This window comes from Pseudomonas sp. TH39(2020) (assembly GCF_016650715.1).
GTDB classification, from domain to species: Bacteria; Pseudomonadota; Gammaproteobacteria; order Pseudomonadales; family Pseudomonadaceae; genus Aquipseudomonas; species Aquipseudomonas mandelii_C.
Genome location: NZ_JAEKFF010000006.1, coordinates 2,238,091 through 2,253,973, shown reverse-complemented (window position 1 = coordinate 2,253,973; position 15,883 = coordinate 2,238,091). Strand labels below are relative to the sequence as shown.

Sequence of the window (15,883 nt, the reverse complement as noted above, 5' to 3'; positions counted from 1 at the left end):
GCAGGTTTCATCATGCCGAGCATAGACGCCCTCGCCGATCGCTTATCGACCTACCTCGGCAAGGACCAGGTCAACCTGGTCCGCCGAGCGTACTTCTACGCCGAACAAGCCCACGACGGCCAACGCCGCCGTAGCGGTGAGGCGTACGTCACGCACCCACTCGCGGTTGCGAATATTCTTGCCGACATGCACATGGACCATCAGAGCCTGATGGCTGCGATGCTGCATGACGTGATCGAAGACACCGGTATTGCCAAGGAAGCGCTGCAAGCGCAATTCGGCGAAACCGTGGCCGAACTGGTCGACGGGGTCAGCAAACTGACCCAGATGAACTTCGAGACCAAGGCCGAAGCCCAGGCTGAAAACTTCCAGAAAATGGCCATGGCCATGGCCCGCGATATTCGCGTGATCCTGGTCAAACTGGCCGACCGCCTGCACAACATGCGGACCCTGGAAGTCCTGTCCGGCGAAAAACGCCGACGGATCGCCAAGGAAACCCTGGAAATCTATGCGCCTATCGCCAACCGGCTGGGCATGCACGCCATCCGCATAGAATTCGAAGACCTCGGCTTCAAGGCCATGCACCCGATGCGTTCCGCACGGATCAACCAGGCGGTCAAACGCGCCCGGGGCAACCGCAAGGAAATCGTCAACAAGATCGAAGAATCCCTCAGCCACTGCCTGGCCATCGACGGCATTCAGGGCGAGGTCAGCGGTCGTCAAAAACACCTCTACGGCATCTACAAGAAAATGCGCGGCAAGCGTCGGGCCTTCAACGAGATCATGGACGTCTATGCGTTCCGGATCATCGTCGACAAGGTCGATACCTGCTACCGCGTACTGGGTGCTGTGCATAATTTGTACAAACCGTTGCCGGGTCGCTTCAAGGATTACATCGCGATCCCCAAGGCCAACGGCTACCAGTCGCTGCACACCACGCTGTTCGGCATGCACGGTGTACCGATCGAGATTCAGATCCGTACCCGTGAAATGGAAGAGATGGCCAACAATGGCATCGCCGCCCATTGGCTCTATAAATCCAGTGGCGACGAGCAGCCAAAAGGTACTCACGCCCGCGCCCGCCAGTGGGTCAAAGGCGTGCTGGAGATGCAGCAACGCGCCGGCAACTCGCTGGAATTCATCGAGAGCGTGAAGATCGACCTGTTCCCGGACGAGGTCTACGTGTTCACGCCCAAAGGCCGGATCATGGAGCTGCCCAAAGGCTCCACGGCGGTCGACTTCGCTTACGCGGTGCACACCGACGTGGGCAACAGCTGCATTGCCTGTCGGATCAATCGACGTCTCGCACCGCTGTCCGAACCGCTGCAAAGCGGCTCCACGGTCGAGATCGTCAGCGCCCCCGGGGCTCGACCGAATCCGGCGTGGCTCAACTTCGTGGTCACCGGCAAGGCGCGGACTCACATCCGCCATGCGTTGAAACTGCAACGCCGCTCCGAATCCATCAGCCTCGGCGAACGCCTGCTGAACAAGGTTCTCAACGGGTTCGACAGCTCGCTGGAGAAAGTAGCAGCCGAGCGCGTCAAGGCGATGCTCACCGAGTACCGCCTGGAACTGATCGAAGACCTGCTCGAAGATATCGGCCTGGGCAATCGCATGGCTTACGTGGTCGCCCGCCGATTGCTTGGTGAAGGCGAACAGCTGCCGAGCTCGGAAGGCCCGCTGGCGATTCGCGGCACAGAAGGCCTGGTGCTCAGTTACGCCAAGTGCTGCACGCCGATCCCGGGCGACCCGATTGTCGGCCACCTGTCCGCGGGCAAAGGCATGGTCGTGCACCTGGACAACTGCCGCAACATCAGCGAAATCCGCCACAACCCGGAAAAATGCATCCAGCTCTCGTGGGCCAAGGATGTCACCGGTGAATTCAATGTCGAACTGCGCGTCGAGCTGGAACATCAGCGCGGCCTGATCGCTCTGCTGGCCAGCAGCGTCAACGCGGCCGACGGCAATATCGAAAAAATCAGCATGGACGAACGCGATGGTCGCATCAGCGTGGTCCAACTGGTGGTCAGCGTGCACGACCGCGTACACCTGGCCCGCGTGATCAAGAAACTGCGCGCCCTGACCGGGGTGATTCGCATCACCCGCATGCGTGCCTAAGCCCACTATTACAAGGAGTCATTCATGACCAAAACAGTTATCACCAGCGACAAGGCCCCGGCCGCCATCGGCACTTACTCCCAGGCGATCAAGGCCGGCAACACCGTTTACATGTCGGGTCAAATTCCACTGGACCCAAAAACCATGGAACTGGTTGAAGGCTTCGAAGCCCAGACCGTCCAGGTGTTCGAGAACCTCAAAGCCGTGGCTGAAGCCGCTGGCGGTTCGTTCAAGGACATCGTCAAACTGAACATCTTCCTCACCGACCTGAGCCACTTCGCCAAGGTCAACGAGATCATGGGCAAGTACTTTGACCAGCCTTACCCTGCCCGCGCCGCCATCGGCGTAGCAGCCCTGCCAAAGGGTTCGCAGGTTGAAATGGATGCCATTCTGGTCATCGAGTAATGCGTCCGGTGCAGCCTTCTAAAGGCTGCGCCGATCTTGCTTTGAAAGGATTCCACCATGCGCCAAGCGCTAGCTCTCTCGCTGGTCGCCCTACTCTTGGGCGGTTGTGCCAGCAACCCTGCCGACCGTGACATCAGCGGCACCTGGATCAATCAGGCGGCCATCGATGTTGCAGCCAAAGGCGGCCCCCTGCGCGAAGCGCTCCAGGCCTATGGCCCGAACCTGGAATGGGACGTCAACACCAAGGCCGGTCAGGCCCGCTACACCAACGGTTTTGAAAACGTCGATGGCAAGCTGCTAGGCGAAGAGTCCGGCGCCTGGAAGGTCGACTTTTATGGCAGCTCGGGTAGTGAGCTGAAGCGTGACGGCAAGCAATTGAGCCAGGTCGCCAGCGACAATGAGCCGGAGCAAGTCTTCGACCGCGCGCAGGTTACGGTGCCAGAGGGCGCACCGGTGGGCGCCAGTTTCGAACGCGCACTGTATTCAGCCTACATGGGCGGCAGCTGGAAAGTCGTCAGCGGTCCCGGTGAAGGCAATACCGTGCAGTTCCAGGCTGACGGCCAGGTTGCAGGCCTGCCGGGGGCGGATCGTTATGCCCTGTGCCTGGCCGGTGATTGCGCGTCGATGAGCGGCGGCAATGACAACATGTGGCTACAGGCGAATGGTCAGGGCAACACCTGGATCTTTGCACGCAAGGGCAAGGAACTGGAAATCCTCCAGGCAGTGAACACCGCACAGGCGGATGAAATGCCGCAGTTCACCCCGGGTGATCGCAAGTGGTTGCTGGAAAAACAGTGATACAGAATATAGGAGCCTACGGGCTCCTTTTTCTTTAGCCTGCGCCGTGAAATTCTTCACCCCTCTCAAGGATTGAACATGCGCCCACTGCTTGTCCTCAGCCTTTTGCTGCTCGGCGGCTGCACCTCTATTCCCGCAGAAACGGATATCAGTGGTATCTGGATCAATCAGGCGGCCATCGATGCAGCGGCCCAAGGCCAGTCTTTACATGAATCCTTAAACACCCATGGCCGGAATCTGGAATGGGACATCAACACTCGCACCGGCAAGGCGCAAGTGAGCAGCGGTTTTGAGAGGGGTGGAGGCCAACTGCTGCAAAAGTCCCCCAATGCCTGGACCGTCGACTACAACGGCTACGGCACTGACGAGCTGCGCCTGGATGGCAAGCGACTGACCCAACTGGCCAAGGAGCACGTCCCCCAGCAGGTGTTCAGTCGCCCCAGCAAGACCGCCAAAACGCAGACGAAGTGGGGTAGCACCTTCAGGAGCGCCCTGAACGCTGCTTATATGGGCGGGCAGTGGAAAATCATCGACAGTCACGGAACAGGCCAGCGGGTCGAGTTTACGGAAGATGGCCATGTTTCAGGCTTACCGGGAACCGATCGATACGAGTTATGCCTGGACGGTGATTGCGCCAGCCAAGGCGCAGGGAATGACACCTTGTATCTGGGCACGGGCGACCTGAGTGACACATGGATTTTCGTTCGCAAAGGCAAGCAACTGGAGATTTTCCAGGCAATCAATCAATCCCGGCCAGACGAAATCCCCCAATTCACCCCCGGCCCACGCCAGTGGCTGCTGGTAAAACAATGACCCAAAAACAAAGGCGCCCGCAGGCGCCTGTTGTTTAGAAGCTCGCTCAGCTCAACTCCCCCTGGGCAAGTATCGCGGCATAACCTTCGCGGTAACTTGGGTACTTCGGTGTCCAGCCCAAGGCTTTGGCCCGCACATTGCGGCAGCGCTTGCTGCCAGTGCGCCGCACGCTCGCGTCGTCATCCCATTCGGTCACGCCCAAATACTCTCGTAGCCAGCCCACCACTTCTGCCAGTGGTGCTGGCGCATCGTCGACGCCGATATAGACGTCATCCAGCGCCACGCCACGCCGGTCCGCCTCAAGCAAGCAGGCCATCAGCCCCGCCGCGTCGTCTGCATGAATACGGTTGCCATACAACGGCGGGTCGACCGCAACGCGATAGCCGCGGCGAACTTGGGTCAACAGCCACTCACGGCCGGGACCATAGATACCGGTTAAACGCACGACGCTGGCAGGAATGCCGCTATTGAGGGCAATCTGCTCGGCTTCCAGCATCACACGCCCTGAATAGCCAGCGGCTACAGCAGGCGAAGTCTCATCGACCCACTCGCCATCCTGCTGGCCATACACACTGCTGCTGGAAACAAACAGCAGGCGGTCGGGCACCTGACCGTAGTCGCCCAGCCACTCCAGCACGTGCTGCAAACCCTGAACATAAGCGGCGCGGTAACCCGCCTCATCGTGATCAGTGGCCGCCGCGCAATACACCAGGTAATCCACCGCACCGACTGGCCAGGTCGCTGGACAGTCTTCATTGAACAAGTCACCGGCAACGCCAATCACCCCCTTGGGCAGGCGTGAGACGTCACGCCTCAGGCCATGAACCTCCCACCCGGAAGCGATCAATTGCGTAGCCAGACGACTGCCAACATCACCGCAGCCGGCGATCAAAACAGAAGGCGCGGACATCAGAAAACTCCCTCAAGAAAGGTACAGACTAGCGCCCGAAATGGATAAGCAGCTAGTAATGGAGGAAAAAAAGAGACGCTATTACTTTTGTTAACAAGAATTAATTGCAATAATGCCAGCCACTTTTGTTCTCGGCCTTACGAGGCCTGGAAGAGCATTTACCGTTTTTCTTTCTCAGGTCCGGCCAGCATGACACCCAATCAATTCCCCGCTTCGCCTACCAAACGACCTCGCGCCTGGAGCGCTCTGGCCGCCCTGCTGCTTACCCTGATGCTCGCACCGGTCGCCGCCTTCGCTGATGAAGCCTCGGCACCCGCCGCCCATGAGCCTTCGGCTCAAGCAACACCTGACGTACCGAGAAATCCTGACGGCAGTGTCGATACTTCCTCCCTGCCTCCGGAAGTACAAAAAGCATTAGCCGAGTTTGGCGATGCGGCGAAGAAGATGAATGAGCCGCAAGAAGAGGCCAACTCGCTGGGCATGGCCCACGACCTGTCGCCATGGGGTATGTACAAGAACGCCGATATTATCGTGAAAATCGTGATGATCGGTCTGGCCATCGCCTCGATCATCACCTGGACCATCTGGATCGCCAAGGGTTTCGAGCTGATGGGCGCCAAGCGTCGTCTGCGCACCGAAATCGTCCACCTGAAAAAAGCCACCACGCTTAAAGAAGCCAGTGCGACAGCCACCAAGCATGGCACCCTCGCCAACTTGCTGGTGCATGACGCCCTGGAAGAGATGCGTTTGTCGGTCAACAGCCGCGAGAAAGAAGGCATCAAGGAACGCGTCGCCTTCCGCCTTGAGCGTCTGGTCGCAGCCTGCGGTCGGAACATGAGCAGCGGCACCGGCGTGCTCGCCACCATCGGCTCTACCGCGCCGTTCGTCGGCCTGTTCGGTACCGTGTGGGGCATCATGAACAGCTTCATCGGCATCGCCAAAACCCAGACCACCAACCTCGCCGTCGTGGCTCCCGGCATCGCCGAAGCCCTGCTGGCAACCGCGTTGGGTCTGGTGGCCGCGATTCCGGCCGTTGTGATCTACAACGTATTTGCCCGCTCCATTGCCGGTTACAAGGCACAAGTATCCGATGCCTCGGCTGAAGTCCTGCTGCTGGTTAGCCGTGACCTCGATCACCTGCCGACCACCGAGCGCTCCGCGCAACCCCACATGGTCAAAGTAGGGTAATCAGCCATGGGCTTGCATTTGAGAGAAGGCGCAGACGACGATCTGGCCGAGAACCACGAAATCAATGTCACACCGTTCATCGACGTGATGCTGGTGCTGTTGATCATCTTCATGGTGGCGGCCCCGCTCGCCACCGTGGACATCAAGGTCGACCTGCCCGCTTCCAGCGCCAAACCGGCGCCACGACCAGAGAAACCGGTGTTCCTCAGCGTCAAGGCTGACCAACGCCTGTTCCTCGGCGAAGACGAAGTGAAAGCCGAAGCACTCGGCGCCACCCTCGACGCCAGGACCAAAGGCAAGAAAGACACGACGATCTTCTTCCAGGCCGACAAAGGTGTGGATTACGGCGACCTGATGAGCGTGATGGACAACCTGCGCTCTGCCGGTTACCTGAAGGTGGGTCTGGTCGGACTCGAGACGGCAGTCAAGAAATGATCACGACGCGCCAAAAGCTGACGCGTTACAGCGCGAGCCTGGCCGTGGTGCTGGGCGTCCATGCGCTGGCCATTGCGCTGGCGCTGAACTGGACGTCGCGCCCACCGATCGAGCTACCGCCGCAGGCGATGATGGTCGAGTTGGCGCCAGTTCCGGCACCGGCACCACCGAAGGTCATCACGCCGCCACAGCCACCCGCCCCGGTGGAAGAACTGCCGATACCGAAACTGGCTGAAGTACCGAAGGCCGAGATTACGGTGCCGAAACCGGTCAAACCCAAGCCAAAGCCTCAACCGCCCAAGCCTGTGGAGAAAAAGCCGGAACCGCCTAAAGAGAAGCCGTCCGAGGAAAAACCGAGCGACGCGCAACCGACTCAGGCGCCAACGGAGAAATCCGCTCAGCCGGCACCGGGCCCTTCACCGGCGCAGCAAGCGGCCAAGGCCAGCTGGCAGAGCGAATTGCTCGCGCATCTGGCCAAGCATAAGAAGTATCCACCCGCTGCAAGATTGCGGAACAAGGAAGGTGTGAACCGTCTACGTTTCGTGGTGGATGCGCAAGGTAATGTGTTGTCGTTCGAACTGGAGAGCCCTTCCGGCAACGCCGATCTGGACCGCGCCACCCTGCAAATGATCCGCGAGGCTCAACCACTGCCCAAGCCGCCGGCCGACATGTTGACCAACGGCGCCATCGAAATCGTCGCACCGTTTGTTTACTCGCTGGAAAAACGCCGGCGCTAAACCACCGCCGAACCATTGTGGGAGCGAGCCTGCTCGCGAAGAGGCCATCACATCCAACATCCATGTTGACTGATACACCGCATTCGCGAGCAGGCTCGCTCCCACAAAGATCTCCGGCAGCAGGAATATCCGTGAAAGGCACCCGAAAGGTGCCTTTTGCATATCCGCCAGCGGCAAACCTGCTTTGCCCTGTGTCACTCAACACACTCAGTCTGATAACGTGCGTCTATCGATTGCAGCCGGTATGCTTGGCTCGCAACTTCATGGACGCTTGCTATGACTCTTACAGAATTACGCTACATCGTTACCCTCGCCCAAGAGCAGCACTTCGGCCACGCGGCCGAGCGTTGCCACGTCAGTCAGCCGACCCTGTCGGTGGGCGTGAAAAAGCTTGAAGACGAACTCGGTGTGCTGATTTTCGAGCGCAGCAAGAGTGCCGTGCGCCTGACCCCGGTCGGCGAAGGCATTGTCGCCCAGGCGCAGAAAGTGCTGGAACAGGCCCAAGGCATCCGCGAACTGGCCCAGGCCGGCAAGAACCAGCTGACCGCGCCGCTGAAAGTCGGCGCCATCTACACCGTCGGCCCGTACCTGTTTCCGCACCTGATTCCACAACTGCACCGGGTCGCCCCGCAGATGCCGTTGTACATCGAAGAAAACTTCACCCACGTGCTGCGCGACAAACTGCGCAACGGCGAGCTCGACGCGATCATCATCGCCTTGCCGTTCAACGAAGCTGACGTGCTGACCCTCCAGCTCTACGACGAACCGTTCTACGTCCTGATGCCGGCCCAGCACCCGTGGACCCAAAAAGAATCCATCGACGCCGCCCTGCTCAACGACAAGAGCCTGCTGCTGCTCGGCGAAGGCCACTGCTTCCGCGATCAAGTGCTGGAAGCCTGCCCGACCCTGGCCAAAGGCAACGACGGCGCCAAGCACACCACCGTGGAATCCAGTTCCCTGGAAACCATCCGCCACATGGTTGCGTCTGGCCTGGGCATTTCGATCCTGCCGCTGTCCGCGGTGGACAGCCATCACTACGCCCCCGGCGTCCTCGAAGTGCGTCCACTGACGCCGCCGGTACCGTTCCGCACCGTGGCCATCGCCTGGCGCGCGAGCTTCCCGCGGCCGAAGGCGATTGAAATTCTCGCTGACTCCATTCGCCTGTGCTCGGTGGCCAAGCCGCAAGCACCGGTGGTTGCGGCCTAAGTCGCTGCCATGACCGAGTTGTCGCAAGTGTCGGTGACGGCACTCAAGGGTGTCGGCGAAGCCATGGCCGAGAAGTTGGCCAAGGTCGGCCTGGAGAATCTCCAGGACGTGCTTTTTCACCTGCCGCTGCGCTATCAGGACCGCACTCGCGTGGTCCCGATCGGCCATTTGCGACCCGGGCAAGACGCGGTGATCGAAGGCACCGTCAGCGGCGCCGACGTGGTCATGGGCCGTCGCCGAAGCCTGGTGGTACGCCTGCAGGACGGCACAGGCGGGCTCAGCCTGCGTTTCTACCATTTCAGCAACGCTCAGAAAGAAGGCCTCAAACGCGGCACACGCATTCGCTGCTACGGCGAAGCACGGCCCGGTGCGTCGGGGCTGGAAATCTACCACCCGGAATACCGCGCCATTACCGGTGACGAGCCGCCGCCGGTGGACGAAACCCTGACCCCGGTTTACCCACTCACTGAAGGCCTGACCCAACAGCGCTTGCGCCAGTTGTGCATGCAAACCCTGACGATGCTCGGCCCGACCAGCTTGCCCGACTGGCTGCCGACCGAACTGGCGCGGGACTATCAACTGGCGCCGCTGGCCGATGCAATCCGCTACCTGCACCACCCGCCGGCCGATGCCGATGTCGACGAACTCGCCCTCGGGCATCACTGGGCGCAGCACCGTCTGGCCTTCGAAGAACTGCTGACCCATCAACTGTCCCAGCAGCGCCTGCGCGAGAGCATGCGCTCCCTGCGCGCACCGGCAATGCCGAAAGCCACCCGGCTGCCGGCCCAATATCTGGCCAACCTTGGCTTCACTCCAACCGGCGCTCAGCAACGGGTCGGCAACGAAATCGCCTACGACCTCAGTCAGCACGAGCCGATGCTGCGGCTGATTCAGGGCGACGTCGGCGCGGGTAAAACCGTGGTCGCTGCCCTCGCTGCACTCCAGGCCCTGGAGGCCGGTTATCAAGTGGCGCTGATGGCGCCCACCGAAATCCTCGCCGAGCAGCACTTCATCACCTTCAAACGCTGGCTCGAACCGCTGGGCATCGAAGTCGCATGGCTGGCCGGCAAGCTCAAAGGCAAGAACCGCGTGGCCGCACTGGAGCAGATTGCCAACGGCACACCGATGGTGGTTGGCACCCACGCGCTGTTTCAGGACGAAGTGCAGTTCAAGAACCTCGCACTGGCGATCATCGACGAACAGCACCGCTTCGGTGTGCAGCAACGGCTGGCCCTGCGGCAGAAAGGTGTCGGTGGGCGGATGTGTCCGCATCAGCTGATCATGACCGCGACACCGATTCCCCGGACGCTGGCCATGAGCGCCTACGCCGACCTCGACACCTCGATCCTCGACGAACTGCCGCCCGGCCGGACCCCGGTGAACACCGTGCTGATCACCGATACCCGGCGCGTCGAAGTCATCGAGCGGGTGCGTGGCGCCTGTGCCGAAGGGCGTCAGGCCTATTGGGTGTGCACGCTGATTGAAGAGTCGGAAGAGCTGACCTGTCAGGCCGCCGAAACCACTTACGAAGACCTCACCGCCGCCCTCGGCGAGTTGAAGGTCGGGCTGATCCACGGTCGCATGAAGCCCGTCGAAAAAGCCGCGGTCATGGCCGAATTCAAGGCCGGCAACCTGCAACTGCTGGTCGCCACCACGGTGATTGAAGTCGGCGTCGACGTGCCCAACGCCAGCCTGATGATCATCGAAAACCCGGAACGCCTCGGGCTTGCGCAATTGCACCAGTTGCGCGGTCGTGTGGGTCGGGGCAGCGCGGCCAGTCATTGCGTGCTGCTTTACCATCCGCCGCTGTCACAGATCGGTCGTCAGCGTTTGGGCATCATGCGCGAAACCAACGACGGGTTTGTCATCGCCGAAAAAGACCTTGAGCTGCGCGGCCCCGGCGAAATGCTCGGTACGCGTCAGACCGGCCTGCTGCAATTCAAGGTCGCTGACCTGATGCGCGACGCCGATCTGCTGCCCGCCGTGCGCGACGCCGCCCAGGCGCTGCTGGAACGCTGGCCGGATCACGTCAGCCCGCTGCTCGACCGCTGGCTACGTCATGGGCAGCAATACGGCCAAGTGTGAGCACCGTCGCAGTTTCTGAACCACCGTTCTGAGCAAGCTGGTTATACTCCTGCCATTGTTTTAAAACGGATACAGACCATGACCGAAGTTGCCCTCGCACCCGCCACCCCGCACGCTCCGTCGGTTATTCGGCTGATGCTGGGCAAACTGGGTATCGCCTACGAAGAAGTCCTCGACCATCACGGCCTGAACGCCGCACGCAAAGTGCAGGCAGTTCTGCTCGATGACGCCGTGGGCACGCTCATGGTGCTGTTCCCGCAGAGCCAATTGCTGGACCTCAATAGCCTCGCCGAACTGACGGGTCGCCGCCTTACCGCCGTGTCGACCGAACGGCTGGTAAAAATGCTCGGCAAACACAACCTGAGCCTGCTGCCCGGTATGCCGGCGCTCACCAGTACACCGTGTCTGTATGAAGAAAGCCTGCTGCGCGAGCCGAAGTTGCTGATCAACTCGGGCGAGCCGGGCATGTTGCTGGAGATCACCAGCGAAGACTTCAAGAGCATGCTGACCAAGGCCAGCGCCGCCAACTTCGGCGAAGCGCTGACCAGCATTCGCCCGAACCTCGACCGCCCCCACGATGACCGCGAGGAAATCACCCAGGCTGTTCAAGCGTTCACCGCACGGCGCATCCAGCAACGCCTGGAAGAGACCATCGAAATTCCGCCGCTGGCCGAGACCGCGCAGAAAATCATCAAACTGCGCGTCGACCCCAACGCCACCATCGACGACATCACCGGCGTCGTTGAAACCGACCCGGCCCTGGCCGCACAAGTCGTGAGCTGGGCAGCGTCGCCGTACTACGCTTCGCCGGGCAAGATTCGTTCAGTAGAAGACGCCATCGTGCGGGTGCTGGGTTTTGACCTGGTGATCAATCTGGCGCTGGGCCTGGCCCTGGGCAAAACCCTGAGCCTGCCAAAAGACCATCCGCAACACACCACGCCGTACTGGCAACAATCGATCTACACCGCCGCCGTCATCGAAGGCCTGACCCGCGCCATGCCCCGCGCCCAGCGCCCGGAAGCCGGCCTGACCTACCTCGCCGGCCTGCTGCACAACTTCGGCTACTTGCTGCTGGCCCACGTCTTCCCGCCGCACTTCTCGCTGATCTGCCGCCACCTGGAGGTCAACCCGCACCTGTGCCACAGCTACGTCGAGCAACACCTGCTCGGCATCAGCCGCGAACAGATCGGCTCATGGCTGATGCGCTACTGGGACATGCCCGAAGAACTGGCCACTGCGCTGCGCTTCCAGCACGACCCGGGCTATGACGGAGATTACGCCGAGTACCCAAACCTCGTGTGCCTGGCGGTGCGTTTGCTGCGCAGTCGCGGGATTGGGTCCGGGCCGGATGAAGACATCCCGGACGCCTTGCTGGAGCGTGTGGGGCTGACTCGCGACAAGGCCAACGACGTCGTCAGCAAAGTGCTTGAGGCTGAAGTGTTGCTGCGCGAACTGGCTTCGCAATTCAGCCAGGCCTAAAAGCACCACGGGCAAGCCACGCTCCCACAGGATTTACGCAATCCCTGTAGGAGCGAGGCTTGCCCGCGATGAATCCCCCGCCGATCTACCTGAATCACCACAACCCCTGTGGTGAGGGGATTTATCCCCGTTCGACTGCGCAGCAGTCGCAAACCCAGCCAACACGGTACGCCTGATGCAACACAGTCTCAGGTTTCAGGGCCGCTTCGCAGCCCAACGGGGCGGTGCGACGTTTCGCTAAATCCCCTCGCCACAGGGTTAACCATCGACTCAAGCCTTGGCTTTAGCGTTCGCCTTGCGCGGCTTCAAATATTTGGTCAACCCCTGAAACCAGATCACCAGCGCCGGATTCCCCTTGATCTGAATCGACTTGTCCTGAATCCCCGTCATAAACGCCAACTGCTTGTTCTTCGCCTGCATCGTGGCAAAGCCATACGCCGCGTCTTTAAAGGCAATCGCAAACGCCGGCTCGGCATACACGCCGGACTTGCTGGTGATGCGCTGATCCTTCACAAAGAAATGCCGCGCCACCTTCCCGTCCAGGGTTTGTAGCTGAAACACCAATTCCTTGTCACCCAACTGCTGCTGAAACGCAGGATTAGTCCGACTGGCCTTACCCATCAACAAACCCAGCATCCACAGAAGAAAACGAAATTTCATGCGCACAGCCTCAAAAGGAAAATGAACGGCCGGCGCAGTGTAGCGGCTTCATGCAAGAACGCCACTATCTGGTTGCGTTAGAAGAAGATACAGGTCTTTTTGACGCCAATGACTACCAAGTCACGCCAACCTGACCGTTCCCACGCGCAGCAAAGGAATGCATCCCGTGACGCTCCGCATCACCTCTCGACACCTTCCCTACACCTGAAGAAACACAAACTGTAGGAGCTGCCGAAGGCTGCGATCTTTTGATCTTGATCCCCTCAAACCTCTCGGACATTTCCTTCAACACGCCGGGCTGTCCGTGAACTAGTCAGTCTTCGGTATCACCGATAGTCTCTGGTGGTCGCCACAAAATCGGTGACACGGACGTGCAAGTCCGAATCCAGGTGCGCAATTGCTTATGGCTATTCGTCGAGCGTTTTCCTATGCTCGCGGATCGTTATGGCGGCTGTGCGTCGGAGACCTTCGGGTCTGCCGGTTCCTGGATCGGTCTTGCACACCAACGCACAGCTGCCACCTCTTTCGAAGTGCAAAGCGAAACGGTGTCGGTCTCTTAATTCCAGGAGATACATCTATGATCAAGCCAACACCGAATCCCCCCGAACACGAAGACACATCCCCCTACGAATCCTTCGATTCCAAAAAACTCCACGAAGCCGCCGAACGTGCCCTAGATCTTCACCTCGGCACACCTGCGGATAAAAAACCTAAACGTCGCAATGGCGACCTCTTCATCGTCGCTCCCGACCTCCACACCGAAACCGTCCTGGCCAACGCCTCGGAAGACCTGCTGTCCATCAGCGCCATCGCCGCCGACCTGGCCGACAGCGTAGAAGGCTCACGCCGCTCCGTCGCACTGGCACTCAGCAGAATGGCGGTCGGTGTGCATCTATTAGTAGAGCGAGCTCTGGATCACATTGATTCGCCGGATCCGGCGGAGCATCGGGCTAAGACGTAGCAAGAAATACGAAGGGGACTGACGTCCCCTTCTTCATTCCAATGCATTGTCACGTCTGCACTCCGAGCTTTAAATGCAGTGACTTGCCTTGACCGATTCCGCCCCCTTCAATCCAATCCACCATCACCTGCTTCTCCAAAGGCAGCCGAGAGAATGCACGCTGCACGGCCTGACACTGCTGAACGCCGCCAGGAAAGTTCCAAAAGCACGAAAAAGCTGAAAATCACCATGCATCTACGCATACTTGTGCCGCACTTTCAGAATGGAATCTTCAAATGCCTTTTGCCTTACCCCGCCCTATCCTTGTCCACACCATGATGCTGGCCAGTATGGCTTTTACCACAATTGCTGCCGCCAACAGTTTCGACTGTGCGAATGCTGCGACACCTACAGAAAAGACAATATGTTCTGACCCATACACGCTTGGATTGGATCGTAAATTGGGGCAGGCATGGAAAACAGCAAAGGCAACAGTGAAAGACACCGTGATGCTGAAGGCTGATCAACGCCAATGGATTAAAAACCGCGACCACTGCGCTGCCGACTTTCATTGTTTGCGACGCAGTTATTCGATGCGGATTGCAGAGCTCCAACATGCAGGTAAACCATTCAATTGGAAAGGAACCTGGCAACGTATCCCGGCAGGGAGATTCGACAGCGCCGAATGGAAGATAAACGGGCGCGCGCCACAGTTCGGTTTCAGCTCAAAAGCGTCAAATAAAATGGGCTCAGGAAATTTGACTGGTACGTTCAACCTGGAAGGCTCCCAAGGTATTTATCGAAGCGAAGATTGCACGTTATTGATGACACCAACCACCGGCCTCCTTTACGTCATCCAAGTGGGTGAATGCCACGGAACTGACGCAGCCTTTGGCGGACATTATGTCGCATCCGAACAACCACTTGATTTGAACTATGACCTGTTGTCGCTGGGACTCCTCCGGACGCAAGAAGAAGACGATGCGGCTCGGCAATTGCTTAAGGATGACTATCAAACCGTTCTGGATGCCAGTGACTCGTTTTACTACGTAGACGAGTCCGCCGCAGACAACCTGGGGGCTCAAGTCGCCAACATTCGGGTTTTGGGGCTTCCTCCTCCCAACGCCGCACTAATCATGCGCGGACGCGACGCTCAACTTTGGGTCGCGGTGCTGGTCAGCGATCAGAAGCAGAATTACCGCGTGCGCTATTACACTAACGTGCAGGGCTGGAAGGGACGTTTGCCAGGCCCGATTCAACGCTGGTATGCCGAACAATTCGATTGGCGCAAGGCGCCGCTGGATTACATGCCGTAGGCGCCAAAGGAAGGGGACGGATTGTCCCCTTTTCCATCGAATATCAAAGTTACTTTAACAACGCTTTCAAACCTTCATAATCATAGCGTGTAAAAGATTCCTCAATACCTTTTGCCGCCACCTCTAAATACTGAGGAGATTTCAAATCACTAACCTTATATACAGAAAATATTGTGCCAGAGCTGAACTGATGCCGGATGCTGTCTTGCGTAACAGCAACTGACGGAGATTTGGAAACCAAATCGTCCTTAGATTTATAGGTTCTCACCAAATGGATGTCCTTGTACTGAGCCTCATCCACATTCAAAGCTACCACCGGAGTCTTACCCAAAGACTCTATTGAAATTTTTCCCGTAGCGTTTTTCCACTCGTCAGAAAACTCATAGATAGACTCCTCATAATCCTCGACAAGCGGTCTATTAAGATCACAAACAGCCTTGTTGATGAGAATACCATTTCTGTCATTACGTATATTTGCATATATGCAATCGACAACGACATTGTCTCCTTGCCTACTCAGCGTAAAGTACGCTTCAAACGGAGTGCTCGATGCCAAGTTTTCATAGTGCAACGCTTTAGTGCCATTGAAGTCAACAAAGTCTCTCGTAACTTCTCCTTTATCGCCAATGACACCGTCAACAATTTTGCTTCCACCCGACCAGCTAACTTTTAGGCTCTGAGTCGCTTCATTTACTTCATAAACATCGCCCGCAGAGACTGTTGCTTTTTCAGCAGCAGATACGGTAATCGAGAGGCCAATGAACAACAATGCAAACAGGTTTTTCTTTTTCAT

The 15,883-nt window shown here is 58.7% G+C and carries 15 protein-coding genes; 12 read left to right on the top strand and 3 right to left on the bottom strand.

Features of this window, described 5'->3' with window-relative positions:
- The first annotated feature begins 12 nt into the window (after positions 1-12).
- From spoT to JFU47_RS17950, 4 genes are all read left to right on the top strand, one after another.
- Complete coding sequence (gene spoT, locus JFU47_RS17965; RefSeq protein WP_123367164.1) at positions 13-2,118, top strand: bifunctional GTP diphosphokinase/guanosine-3',5'-bis pyrophosphate 3'-pyrophosphohydrolase; 2,106 nt, start codon at positions 13-15, stop codon at positions 2,116-2,118.
- A 24-nt stretch (positions 2,119-2,142) separates the two neighbouring features.
- Positions 2,143-2,523: a RidA family protein gene (locus JFU47_RS17960; RefSeq protein WP_003229509.1), complete on the top strand. Its 381-nt coding sequence runs from the start codon at positions 2,143-2,145 to the stop codon at positions 2,521-2,523.
- 57 nt (positions 2,524-2,580) lie between these two features.
- On the top strand, positions 2,581-3,321 hold the full coding sequence (locus JFU47_RS17955; protein ID WP_140675534.1) for a hypothetical protein: 741 nt from the start codon (positions 2,581-2,583) through the stop codon (positions 3,319-3,321).
- Positions 3,322-3,399: 78 nt separating this feature from the next.
- On the top strand, positions 3,400-4,134 hold the full coding sequence (locus tag JFU47_RS17950) for a hypothetical protein (protein ID WP_201184678.1): 735 nt from the start codon (positions 3,400-3,402) through the stop codon (positions 4,132-4,134).
- A 46-nt stretch (positions 4,135-4,180) separates the two neighbouring features.
- Here JFU47_RS17950 and JFU47_RS17945 read toward each other — a convergent pair whose 3' ends face one another.
- The gene (locus JFU47_RS17945; protein WP_201184676.1) at positions 4,181-5,044 is read right to left on the bottom strand and encodes an SDR family oxidoreductase; all 864 of its coding nucleotides are present in this window, start codon (positions 5,042-5,044) and stop codon (positions 4,181-4,183) included.
- Between the two features lie 189 nt (positions 5,045-5,233).
- On the opposite strand from JFU47_RS17945, the gene exbB reads away from it, so the two are divergent.
- From exbB to JFU47_RS17915, 6 genes are all read left to right on the top strand, one after another.
- On the top strand, positions 5,234-6,232 hold the full coding sequence (exbB, locus tag JFU47_RS17940; RefSeq protein ID WP_201184674.1) for a tonB-system energizer ExbB: 999 nt from the start codon (positions 5,234-5,236) through the stop codon (positions 6,230-6,232).
- A 6-nt stretch (positions 6,233-6,238) separates the two neighbouring features.
- Entirely contained in the window at positions 6,239-6,667 is a 429-nt protein-coding gene (gene exbD / locus JFU47_RS17935; protein WP_123367168.1) for a TonB system transport protein ExbD, read from the top strand.
- Entirely contained in the window at positions 6,664-7,404 is a 741-nt protein-coding gene (locus JFU47_RS17930; RefSeq protein WP_201184672.1) for an energy transducer TonB family protein, read from the top strand. The genes exbD and JFU47_RS17930 overlap by 4 nt, the downstream gene beginning before the upstream one ends.
- A gap of 276 nt (positions 7,405-7,680) precedes the next feature.
- Positions 7,681-8,610: a hydrogen peroxide-inducible genes activator gene (locus JFU47_RS17925; protein WP_123367554.1), complete on the top strand. Its 930-nt coding sequence runs from the start codon at positions 7,681-7,683 to the stop codon at positions 8,608-8,610.
- A 9-nt stretch (positions 8,611-8,619) separates the two neighbouring features.
- Positions 8,620-10,695, top strand: a complete 2,076-nt coding sequence (gene recG, locus JFU47_RS17920) for an ATP-dependent DNA helicase RecG (RefSeq protein WP_123367553.1) — start codon at positions 8,620-8,622, stop codon at positions 10,693-10,695.
- Positions 10,696-10,773: 78 nt separating this feature from the next.
- Positions 10,774-12,174 carry an aminoacyl-tRNA deacylase and HDOD domain-containing protein gene (locus JFU47_RS17915; protein WP_201184670.1) on the top strand — a complete coding sequence of 467 codons (1,401 nt, stop codon included), beginning with the start codon at positions 10,774-10,776 and terminating at the stop codon, positions 12,172-12,174.
- A gap of 270 nt (positions 12,175-12,444) precedes the next feature.
- Here the strand turns inward: JFU47_RS17915 and JFU47_RS17910 are convergent, their stop codons facing one another.
- Positions 12,445-12,834 carry a helicase gene (locus tag JFU47_RS17910; protein ID WP_201184668.1) on the bottom strand — a complete coding sequence of 130 codons (390 nt, stop codon included), beginning with the start codon at positions 12,832-12,834 and terminating at the stop codon, positions 12,445-12,447.
- A 577-nt stretch (positions 12,835-13,411) separates the two neighbouring features.
- Between JFU47_RS17910 and JFU47_RS17905 the strand changes: the two genes are divergently transcribed.
- Positions 13,412-13,795 (top strand): DUF6124 family protein, encoded by a 384-nt coding sequence (locus JFU47_RS17905; protein WP_201184666.1) that lies wholly within the window; start codon positions 13,412-13,414, stop codon positions 13,793-13,795.
- Positions 13,796-14,070: 275 nt separating this feature from the next.
- Positions 14,071-15,090: a lysozyme inhibitor LprI family protein gene (locus JFU47_RS17900; RefSeq protein ID WP_201184664.1), complete on the top strand. Its 1,020-nt coding sequence runs from the start codon at positions 14,071-14,073 to the stop codon at positions 15,088-15,090.
- 49 nt (positions 15,091-15,139) lie between these two features.
- On the opposite strand, the gene JFU47_RS17895 is transcribed toward JFU47_RS17900, so the two are convergent.
- Positions 15,140-15,883: a hypothetical protein gene (locus JFU47_RS17895; protein ID WP_201184662.1), complete on the bottom strand. Its 744-nt coding sequence runs from the start codon at positions 15,881-15,883 to the stop codon at positions 15,140-15,142.

What these genes read in the sequence shown, in the direction of transcription:
- JFU47_RS17925 (WP_123367554.1), top strand. Translation starts at nt 7,681, where the DNA reads ATGACTCTTACAGAATTACGCTACATCGTTACCCTCGCCCAAGAGCAG.
- exbD (WP_123367168.1), top strand. Translation starts at nt 6,239, where the DNA reads ATGGGCTTGCATTTGAGAGAAGGCGCAGACGACGATCTGGCCGAGAAC.
- JFU47_RS17955 (WP_140675534.1), top strand. Translation starts at nt 2,581, where the DNA reads ATGCGCCAAGCGCTAGCTCTCTCGCTGGTCGCCCTACTCTTGGGCGGT.
- JFU47_RS17915 (WP_201184670.1), top strand. Translation starts at nt 10,774, where the DNA reads ATGACCGAAGTTGCCCTCGCACCCGCCACCCCGCACGCTCCGTCGGTT.
- JFU47_RS17900 (WP_201184664.1), top strand. Translation starts at nt 14,071, where the DNA reads ATGCCTTTTGCCTTACCCCGCCCTATCCTTGTCCACACCATGATGCTG.
- JFU47_RS17960 (WP_003229509.1), top strand. Translation starts at nt 2,143, where the DNA reads ATGACCAAAACAGTTATCACCAGCGACAAGGCCCCGGCCGCCATCGGC.
- JFU47_RS17910 (WP_201184668.1), bottom strand. Translation starts at nt 12,834, where the DNA reads ATGAAATTTCGTTTTCTTCTGTGGATGCTGGGTTTGTTGATGGGTAAG.
- JFU47_RS17950 (WP_201184678.1), top strand. Translation starts at nt 3,400, where the DNA reads ATGCGCCCACTGCTTGTCCTCAGCCTTTTGCTGCTCGGCGGCTGCACC.
- exbB (WP_201184674.1), top strand. Translation starts at nt 5,234, where the DNA reads ATGACACCCAATCAATTCCCCGCTTCGCCTACCAAACGACCTCGCGCC.
- spoT (WP_123367164.1), top strand. Translation starts at nt 13, where the DNA reads ATGCCGAGCATAGACGCCCTCGCCGATCGCTTATCGACCTACCTCGGC.
- JFU47_RS17945 (WP_201184676.1), bottom strand. Translation starts at nt 5,044, where the DNA reads ATGTCCGCGCCTTCTGTTTTGATCGCCGGCTGCGGTGATGTTGGCAGT.
- JFU47_RS17895 (WP_201184662.1), bottom strand. Translation starts at nt 15,883, where the DNA reads ATGAAAAAGAAAAACCTGTTTGCATTGTTGTTCATTGGCCTCTCGATT.
- JFU47_RS17905 (WP_201184666.1), top strand. Translation starts at nt 13,412, where the DNA reads ATGATCAAGCCAACACCGAATCCCCCCGAACACGAAGACACATCCCCC.
- JFU47_RS17930 (WP_201184672.1), top strand. Translation starts at nt 6,664, where the DNA reads ATGATCACGACGCGCCAAAAGCTGACGCGTTACAGCGCGAGCCTGGCC.
- recG (WP_123367553.1), top strand. Translation starts at nt 8,620, where the DNA reads ATGACCGAGTTGTCGCAAGTGTCGGTGACGGCACTCAAGGGTGTCGGC.